This window comes from Rhodoblastus sp. (assembly GCF_052145335.1).
Classification (GTDB): domain Bacteria; phylum Pseudomonadota; class Alphaproteobacteria; order Rhizobiales; family Beijerinckiaceae; genus Rhodoblastus.
The window spans coordinates 1-5,876 of sequence record NZ_JBKQOU010000266.1; the positions used below are offsets into that span (position 1 = coordinate 1).

A 5,876-nucleotide genomic window follows, 5' to 3' on the forward strand; every position below is an offset into this window, starting at 1 on the left:
GGTAATGGCTGCGCAGCATGGCGAAGCGCAGGACCTCGCCCTTCCACGGGCGCCCACCGAACCTGTCGCTGTTCAGCAATTCATGGATGGTGACGAAATTGCCGAGGCTCTTCGACATTTTCTCGCCTTCCACCTGCAGGAAGCCGTTATGCATCCAGATGTTGGCCATGACGTTGTGGCCGAAGGCGCAGCGCGTCTGGGCAATTTCGTTCTCGTGATGCGGGAACACCAGATCGATGCCGCCGCCATGGATGTCGAAGACCTCGCCGAGGTGTTTATACGACATGGCCGAGCATTCGATATGCCAGCCCGGACGTCCCCTGCCCCACGGGCTGTCCCAGCCCGGCTCGTCCTCCTTGGACGGCTTCCACAGCACGAAATCCATTTCGCCCTTCTTGTAGGGCGCAACTTCGACGCGGGCGCCGGCGATCATGTCGTCGAGCGGGCGGCGCGACAATTGCCCGTAATCCGGCATGGAGGGCACGTCGAACAGCACATGGCCGTCGGCCTCATAGGCGTGGCCGTTGGCGATCAGCTTTTCGATGATCGCGATCATCTCGGCGATATGTTCGGTGGCGCGCGGTTGCACGTCGGGGGCCAGGCAATTCAGCGCCGCCACATCCTCCTGGAAGACACGATTGGTCTCTTCCGTCAGTTCGCGAATGGCGATGCCGCGTTCAGCGGCGCGGGCGTTGATCTTGTCGTCGACGTCGGTGATGTTGCGGACATATTTGACATGGCTCGCGCCGTAGATTTCACGCAACAGGCGATAAAGCACATCGAAGACGATCAGCGGCCGGGCATTGCCGATATGGGCGAAATCATAAACCGTCGGGCCGCAGACATAGAGCCGCACGCAGCCCTCGTCGATCGGCGCGAAGAACTCGCGCTCGCGGGTCAGTGTATTGTATAGTTTCAACGGCGTGGAAACCGACATGAATCCCCCTGGCGCTGGCCTGGGCGTCGATCTCACGGAACTTTAAGGAGACATGACGGCGCAAGCCAGCGGCTAGCTAGCTGATAATCGAAATCCGGCAAGGAATTTTCGCGTGCGTCATGGCGGCGACAATGCTTTTTTAAAGACGCGGCGTCAAGCCGCCGCTATTGGCTTTTTTAAAGACGCGTCGTCAAGCCGCCGCTATCGGCTTTTTTGCGCGAGCGGCGTCAAGCCGCTATCGGCTTTTTTAGGGACGCGGCGTCAAGACGCTGTCGAGGATCAAACTCCATCGAGGCGCGCATGAGTCCTTCTCTCGTCATTCTGCTTCATGGCGTAAACGCCGACGGCGCCGATCTGGCCCCGCTGGCCGACATGTTGAGGCCCGCCCTGCCCGGCGCCAATTTCGCCGCGCCCGATGCGCCATTTCCGACTCCCTTCGGCTTCCAATGGTTCAGCCTTGATGGCATCACAGCCCAAAACCGCCTGCAGAGGGTGGTGGAGGCGCGCGCGGCTTTCGACGCCTTGCTCAGCAGGATCGTCGAAGCGCATGGCCTCGCCGCGAATCCGCGGCGCGTCGCTCTGGTCGGCTTTTCGCAAGGCGCGATCATGGCGCTCGACGCCCTCGCCACGGGCCGCTGGCCGGTCGCCGGCGTCGTCGCCTTTTCCGGCCGCTTCTCCTCCCCGCCGCCCTACGCGCCTTCGTTGCAAACCCCGGCGTTATTGGTGCACGGCGACGCCGACGACGTCATTCCCTGGAGTGAAAGCCGCGATGCCGAGGAGGCGCTGAAAAAATTGGGCGTATCGACGCGGCTGCGGGTGCTCGCCGGCGTCGATCATTGCGTTACGCCGGAGGGCGCCGATCTCGCGGCGAATTTTTTGGCCCCTCTGCTGGGCGAAGAAACGGGGACAAGCTGACTCGGCGGGAGCGTCAGTGGTAGCCGCCCGAGGCGTTGGTCTTGCCGCGAAAGACGTAATAGGAATAGGCGGTATAGGCGAGGATGAGCGGGATCATCACGCTGGCGCCGACGAGCAGGAAGTGCAGGCTGGTGTCCGGCGCCGCCGCGGCATGGATCGTCACGGCGCGCGGCACGATGAAGGGATAAAAACTGACGCCTATGCCGACATAGCAAAGCGCGAACAGGGCTTGCGCCGCGAGAAAGGGCGCGCCCTCCCGCTCTTGCGCCAGCAACCGGATCAACCAGAGGCCCAGCGCGCCGGCGGCGAGCGGCAAGGGCGCGAGCGCGAGGTTGTGCGGCCAGCCGAACCACAAGCTCCAGTAATCGTCGTTTAGGAAGGGCGTCCACAAGCTCACGGCGGCGATCAGCGCCAGCATCAGCGGCGCGAGCGACCTGGCTAGGTCGAAGGCGCGGCGCTGCGTCGCCCATTCGGTCTTGTGGATCAGCCAGGTCGAGCCGAGCAAGGCGTAGCCGCAGACCAAGGCGATCCCGGTCAGGATGCTGAACGGCGTCAGCCAGTCCAGCCAGCCGCCGGCATAGGCGCGACCCGAGACCTTGATCCCCTGGACAAGGGCCCCGAGCATGACTCCTTGCGAAAAAGCCGCAACCAGCGAGCCGAGGAAAAACGCCCAGTCCCACAGAAAGGCCGAACGATCGGCGCGGAAGCGGAATTCGAAGGCGACGCCGCGAAAGGCCAGCCCCAGCAGCATGGCGATGATCAGGGGATAAAGCGCCGGCATGATGATCGAATAGGCCAGCGGAAAGACCGCGAATAGCCCGCCGCCGCCGAGCACCAGCCAGGTCTCGTTGCCGTCCCAGACCGGGGCGATCGAATTCATGACTTCGTCGCGCTGTTCCTTGCCGGAAAAAAACGGAAACAACATGCCGGCGCCGAGATCGAAACCGTCGAGCGCGACATAGGCGAGGACGGCGAAGGCGATCAGCCCCGCCCAAATCGTCGGAAGGTCAAAATGCATGTTCATCGGCCTCCACCCGCCTGTTCGCCTGCCCGCAGGACGGGCGCAGGGGTCAAGCCCGAAGCGCGCAGTGGCGCGGCCCCGAGATCCGCCGGCTCATGCGGCTCGGGAGGCCGGTTCATCATCTTGATCATGTAGTAGACCCCGGCGCCGAACAGCGACAGGTAGACCACGACAAAAGCGGCAAGCGAGGCGCCGAGAGCCGGCGCGCCCACCGGCGAGGCCGATTGCGCCGTGGTGAGCAGGCCATAGACCGTATAGGGCTGGCGGCCGACTTCGGTGGTCGTCCATCCCGCGACAATCGCGACAAATCCCGACGGCCCCATCAAAAGCGCTGTGCGCTGCAGCCAGCGGTTAGTGAACAGCTCGCCGCGCCAGCGGCAGTAAAGGCTCCACAGGCCGAGGCCTAACATGGCGAAGCCGAGCCCGACCATGATGCGGAAGCTCCAGAACGGGATCGCCACCGGCGGCCACAAATCCTTTGGCCAATCTTCCAGGCCCTGCAAATGACCATTCCACTGATGGGTCAGAATCAGCGCGCCCAGATGGGGAACCTCCACGGCGTAATCGACTTTCGCCTTCTCCGCGTCCGGCCAGCCGAACAGGATCAGCGGCGCGCCATTTTCGCTGTGGAAATGCCCCTCGATAGCCGCGATCTTGGCGGGCTGATAGGCGAGCGTATTGAGCCCATGCTGGTCGCCGGCGAGGATCTGCACCGGAGCGACCAGCGCCGCCATCCACATGGCCATCGAAAACATGGTTTTCACGGCGGGCGTTTGCGCGCCGCGCAGGAGATGCAGCGCCGCCACGCCGCCCACAGCGAAAGCCGTGGTCAGATAGGCCGCCAGCACCATGTGGGTGAATCGATAGGGGAAGGAGGGGTTGAAAATGACCGCGAACCAGTCGAGCGGAATGAATTGGCCCTGCGCATTGACGCCATGGCCCGCCGGCGTCTGCATCCAGCTGTTCACCGCCGTGATCCAGACCGCGGAGACCGCGGTGCCGAACGCCACCATGCAGGAGGCCAATAGCCGCAGTTTCGGCGAAATGCGTCCCTCGCCGAACAGCATCACCCCGAGAAAGCCCGCCTCCAGGAAAAAGGCGGTGAGGACCTCATAGCCCATCAGGGGGCCGACGACCGGTCCGGTTTTGTCGGAGAATACGCTCCAGTTGGTTCCAAACTGATAGCTCAGCACCAGGCCGGAGACGACGCCCATGCCGAAGCCCAGGGCGAAAATCTTTTTCCAGTAATTGAAAAGGTCGAGGTAGACGGAACGCCCCGTGAAATTCCACAGGGCGTCGAGAACCGCGAGGTAAGAGGCCAGGCCGATCGAAAAGGCCGGAAAGACGATGTGGAAGGCCACCGTGAAGGCGAATTGCATTCGCGCGAGATCGAGAGCGGCGAAAGTCATCGGCGAACGCTCCTGGCGGTAACTTGTCAGGCCGATAACGCCCTACGGCCGACATTGCTCCATCGTAGCCGTCAGCTTACCCTTATTCCATGACGAATTCTTCCGCCCGAAAACCCTGGGCGAAAAGCAAAGCCGTCAGGTCGCCGTGTTCGACGCGGGCCTGAGCCGCCGTAGCGACGGCCGGCTTGGCGCGATAGGCCACGCCGAGGCCCGCCGCCTGGAGCATGGCGAGGTCGTTGGCGCCGTCGCCGATCGCCAAGGTCTCGTTCAGCTCAAGCTCTTTTCGCGCGGCAAGATCCTGCAGCGTCGCCAATTTCGCCGCCTTGCCCAAAATAGGCTCGAGCACCTTGCCGACGAATTTACCGCGTTCGACCAGCAGAATATTGGCGCGGTTCTCGTCGAAGCCGATTTTTTCGGCGATCCGCGAGGTGAAAAGCGTGAAGCCGCCGGAAACCAAGGCCGTATAGGCGCCATGGGCGCGCATGGTGCGAACCAGCGCCGTCCCGCCTGACGTGAGGGTGATCCGCTCCTCGATGGCCTTGTCGACCACGCCGGCGTCGAGGCCGGCGAGCAGCGCGACGCGCTCGCGCAAGGCCGGCTCGAAAGCGATTTCCCCGCGCATGGCGCGTTCGGTGATCGCCGCGACCTTGGCTTTCAATCCGACAAAATCGGCCAGTTCGTCGATACATTCCTGGCCGATCATGGTCGAATCCATGTCGGCGAGCAGCAGTTTCTTCCGCCGCCCTTCGAGCGGCTGCACGAAAATATCGAGCGGCTGCGCGCCGAGGCCAAGCTGCAATACCGAGACCGCCGCCTTGCAATAGGCGGCGTCGGCGAAAGCGCCGTCCGCTCGATTGCCATGCGCCGCGCCCGGTGCGAAAGGAATGTCGGCCGCCTCGCCCGGCGCGAGAATGACGGGTTTGCCTGCGCCGGGAAGGCGCTTGGCGGCGGCCGCCAGGATTTCGGGCGTCAAGGTCCCGGCGCCGGGGGCGCCGACCAAAGTTGCGACGTGAGTCATAATTTGATCAGTCAAGGGGAGCTTTTTTGCTTTGGGTGAATTTCAGGCGGTGCTCATCGCAGGACCGACGGCGAGTGGCAAGTCCGCCCGCGCCATAACTCTGGCGCGGGAGTTGAACGGCGTAGTGATCAACGCCGATTCCATGCAGGTCTATCAGGATCTTACGATCCTGTCGGCGCGGCCGACCCCTCAGGAAACCGACGCGGCGCCGCATCTGCTTTTCGGCCATATCGGCGCCGAGCGCAACTATTCCGTTGGCCAATGGCTCGAAGACGCCAGGCGAGCGCTGGACGAGGCGCGCAGTCTTGGTCGCCTGCCGATCTTCGTGGGGGGAACCGGCATGTATTTCAAGGCTTTGCTGCAAGGCCTGTCGTCCATTCCTTCCGTTCCTGAAGAAGTGCGCTGCCGCATTCGCACGGAAAACGCCGGCGTTGCGCCGGAACTTTTGCACGCACGATTGCGCGACGTTGACCCGCAAACCGCGGCAAGACTGCGACCGAGCGACCCGCAGCGCATCCTCCGCGCGCTGGAAATTTTCGCCGCCACCGGCGCGCCGCTCGCCGCTTTTCAAGGCGC

6 protein-coding genes are annotated in these 5,876 nt (G+C 63.4%); 2 read left to right on the forward strand and 4 right to left on the reverse strand.

Going from position 1 to position 5,876, the window contains the following annotated elements:
- Positions 1-937 (reverse strand): cysteine--tRNA ligase (cysS, locus tag ACLP2E_RS16785; protein WP_442466577.1); only part of this gene is annotated, 937 nt, incomplete at its 3' end.
- Between the two features lie 300 nt (positions 938-1,237).
- Between cysS and ACLP2E_RS16790 the strand changes: the two genes are divergently transcribed.
- A complete protein-coding gene (locus tag ACLP2E_RS16790) occupies positions 1,238-1,852 on the forward strand; it encodes an alpha/beta hydrolase (RefSeq protein WP_442466578.1) in 615 nt (204 codons plus the stop codon).
- Between the two features lie 13 nt (positions 1,853-1,865).
- Here the strand turns inward: ACLP2E_RS16790 and cydB are convergent, their stop codons facing one another.
- From cydB to serB, 3 genes are all read right to left on the reverse strand, one after another.
- Positions 1,866-2,870: a cytochrome d ubiquinol oxidase subunit II gene (cydB, locus tag ACLP2E_RS16795; protein ID WP_442466582.1), complete on the reverse strand. Its 1,005-nt coding sequence runs from the start codon at positions 2,868-2,870 to the stop codon at positions 1,866-1,868.
- A gap of 2 nt (positions 2,871-2,872) precedes the next feature.
- The gene (locus ACLP2E_RS16800; RefSeq protein WP_442466579.1) at positions 2,873-4,282 is read right to left on the reverse strand and encodes a cytochrome ubiquinol oxidase subunit I; all 1,410 of its coding nucleotides are present in this window, start codon (positions 4,280-4,282) and stop codon (positions 2,873-2,875) included.
- Positions 4,283-4,364: 82 nt separating this feature from the next.
- Positions 4,365-5,300, reverse strand: coding sequence for a phosphoserine phosphatase SerB (gene serB, locus ACLP2E_RS16805; RefSeq protein WP_442466580.1), 936 nt, complete (start codon positions 5,298-5,300; stop codon positions 4,365-4,367).
- A gap of 31 nt (positions 5,301-5,331) precedes the next feature.
- Here serB and miaA point away from each other — a divergent pair.
- Positions 5,332-5,876, forward strand: a 545-nt coding sequence (gene miaA / locus ACLP2E_RS16810) for a tRNA (adenosine(37)-N6)-dimethylallyltransferase MiaA (RefSeq protein WP_442466581.1), incomplete at its 3' end; no start/stop codon positions are given.

Coding starts and splice junctions, on each gene's coding strand:
- ACLP2E_RS16790 (WP_442466578.1), top strand. CDS start 1,238: ATGAGTCCTTCTCTCGTCATTCTGCTTCATGGCGTAAACGCCGACGGC.
- cydB (WP_442466582.1), bottom strand. CDS start 2,870: ATGCATTTTGACCTTCCGACGATTTGGGCGGGGCTGATCGCCTTCGCC.
- ACLP2E_RS16800 (WP_442466579.1), bottom strand. CDS start 4,282: ATGACTTTCGCCGCTCTCGATCTCGCGCGAATGCAATTCGCCTTCACG.
- serB (WP_442466580.1), bottom strand. CDS start 5,300: ATGACTCACGTCGCAACTTTGGTCGGCGCCCCCGGCGCCGGGACCTTG.